Genomic DNA, 2,475 nt, shown 5'->3' with positions numbered 1-2,475 from the left:
TTCATCTGCCAGCGGACGCGAACGGCGCCGCTCGCGTCCGCTGGCAGATGAACGGCTTCAACCGCTCCCCCGGCGCCACGGCACATCCCATGACGACCCGCAACCTCATGGGCCAGGTCGACGGCACCCGCAATCCGAAACCGTCCGACCCCGACTTCGAGCAGCGTGTCTTCGTCCCCGCGGACGGCGAACCGGCCTGGATGGCGCACGGCTCCTATGTCGTCGTACGCCGTATCCGCATGCTGCTGGACGACTGGGAGAAGCTGTCCCTGGCCCAGCAGGAGAACGTCATCGGACGCCGCAAGTCCGACGGGGCGCCGCTCAGCGGGGGCACCGAGACGACCGAGATGGACCTGGAGAAGACCGGGAAGGACGGCAGCTATGTGATCCCGGTCAATGCGCACGCACGCATCACCCGGCCCGATCAGAACGGGGGCGCGGCCATGCTCCGGCGTCCCTTCTCCTACCACGACGGCTTCGACGCCGACGGCACTCCCGACGCGGGCCTGCTGTTCATCTGCTGGCAGGCGGACCCGCTGCGCGGCTTCATCCCGGTGCAGCGCAAGCTGGACCGCGGCGACGCGCTGTCGCCGTACATCCGGCACGAGGCGAGCGGACTGTTCGCGGTGCCGGGCGGGGCGGCCAAGGGCGAGTACGTGGGGCAGCGGCTGCTGGAGGGGTGAGCGCGGCACGGGGGACGCTTCAGGAGAGGGGAAACGCGCCAGGACACGTCGAGCGCGTCGAGCCCGTCCAGACGTGCCGAACGCGTCGAGCACGTCGAGTGCGTCGAGTGCGTCGGAGGCATCGGGGGCGTCGAGAAGGCGCACTCTTCGGACAGGGGTGCGCGGGTCCCCTCTCGGGAGGGGCTCCCCCAGGACGCGCGCGCCCGCTTCCCGGACGGCGATTAGGGTGAAGTCATGCCAGCGAGCTACGCATATCTCGGCCCCGAGGGCACCTTCACCGAAGTCGCCCTGCGCACCCTTCCCGAGGCAGCCACCCGGGAACTGGTCCCGTATGTGTCGGTGCAGTCCGCGCTGGACGCGGTGCGTGCCGGTGAAGCCGAGGCCGCGTTCGTGCCGATCGAGAACTCCGTGGAGGGCGGCATCACCGCCACCCTCGACGAGCTGGTCGCGGGCGAGCCGCTGATGATCTACCGCGAGGTGCTGCTGTCGATCGCCTTCGCGCTGCTGGTCAGGCCCGGCACCACGCTGTCCGACATCAAGACCGTCACCGCCCACCCGGCCGCCCAGCCGCAGGTGCGCAACTGGCTGAAGAAGAACCTCCCGGACGCCGTCTGGGAGTCGGCCGCCTCGAACGCGGACGGCGCCCGTCTGGTCCAGGAGGGCCGCTACGACGCCGCCTTCGCCGGTGAGTTCGCGGCCGAGCGCTATGGGCTCGTCCCCCTGGAGACGGGCATCCACGACGCCGAGAACGCACAGACGCGCTTCGTGCTGGTCGGCCGCCCCGCCCGGCCCGCCGCTCCGAGCGGCGCGGACAAGACCTCCGTGGTGCTGTGGCAGCGCGACGACCACCCCGGCGGGCTGCGCGATCTGCTGGGCGAGTTCAGCACCCGCGGCATCAACCTGATGCTGCTGCAGTCCCGCCCGACGGGCGCCGGCATCGGCAACTACTGCTTCTGCATCGACGCCGAGGGGCACATCAACGACCGCCGGATGGCCGAGGCCCTGATGGGGCTGAAGCGGATCTGTCTGCAGGTGCGTTTCCTCGGCTCGTACCCGCGGGCGGACATCAGCGCGGCGGACGTCCGGCCTCCGCTGCCCGGGACCTCGGACGAGGAGTTCGCGGCGGCGGCGGACTGGGTGGCGCGCTGCCAGGACGGTCGTTTCTAGCCGGGAACGTTATCCACAGAAGTTGTCCACAGGTCTTCTTCTCGACCAGGGGACAAGTCGACATCCAAGGGTGATTCGATCAACAAAAGCCCTTGCGCTCCCCTGAGGGAAGCAAGAGGGACAAGTCACCCTTCGTCCACTTGTCTCCTTTCATTCATCTTTTGAGGTGACGCCTTTCCATCCGAAAGTGGGGCACCGAGCGGGTTTGAGCAAGGAATTCTCCCTTTCGATCCCGCTTTCCGGAGTGATCAATTCCGGCTTCCACAGATCGCCCGCACAACCTGTGGATAACTTTCCCCGACATGTGGATCGCTGTGGACAACATGCCCCCGCCCCCTGATCGGAGAGGGGATTTCGGTCAGCCGCACACCCACCGCCACCTCCCCCAGGAGCCCTGCTCAGGGGCAGGGGGCACCCCGCGCCCACCCATGGAGATCACCACGGATCACTACAGGGAGAAATTCCCCCATAACGGTACGTAATGCACGGTTCGGAATACTGAGTCGTGAGGCGGAACGCCGCACCGGTAGCCTTGGCCACGTGATTGACCTTCGCCTGCTCCGTGAGGACCCCGACCGTGTGCGCGCCTCCCAGCGCGCCCGTGGAGAGGACGTCGCGCTCGTCG

General features: G+C 68.2%; 3 protein-coding genes. 2 read left to right on the top strand and 1 reads right to left on the bottom strand.

Annotation, left to right across the window (positions count from 1 at the left end; translation table 11 throughout):
- On the top strand, positions 1-683 hold a 683-nt coding region (locus CCN35_RS26655), incomplete at its 5' end, for a Dyp-type peroxidase (RefSeq protein ID WP_143631871.1).
- 234 nt (positions 684-917) lie between these two features.
- Positions 918-1,850, top strand: coding sequence for a prephenate dehydratase (gene pheA / locus CCN35_RS26650; protein WP_067398743.1), 933 nt, complete (start codon positions 918-920; stop codon positions 1,848-1,850).
- A 435-nt stretch (positions 1,851-2,285) separates the two neighbouring features.
- Here pheA and CCN35_RS29020 read toward each other — a convergent pair.
- The coding region (locus CCN35_RS29020) for a hypothetical protein (RefSeq protein WP_211285586.1) at positions 2,286-2,475 on the bottom strand (190 nt) is incomplete at its 5' end.

Origin of the sequence: Streptomyces thermovulgaris, assembly GCF_002155915.1 — a bacterium.
Lineage (GTDB): Bacteria > Actinomycetota > Actinomycetes > Streptomycetales > Streptomycetaceae > Streptomyces > Streptomyces thermovulgaris.
Note: the sequence above shows the minus strand (reverse complement) of the source record. Positions and strands in the feature narration are given on the sequence as shown.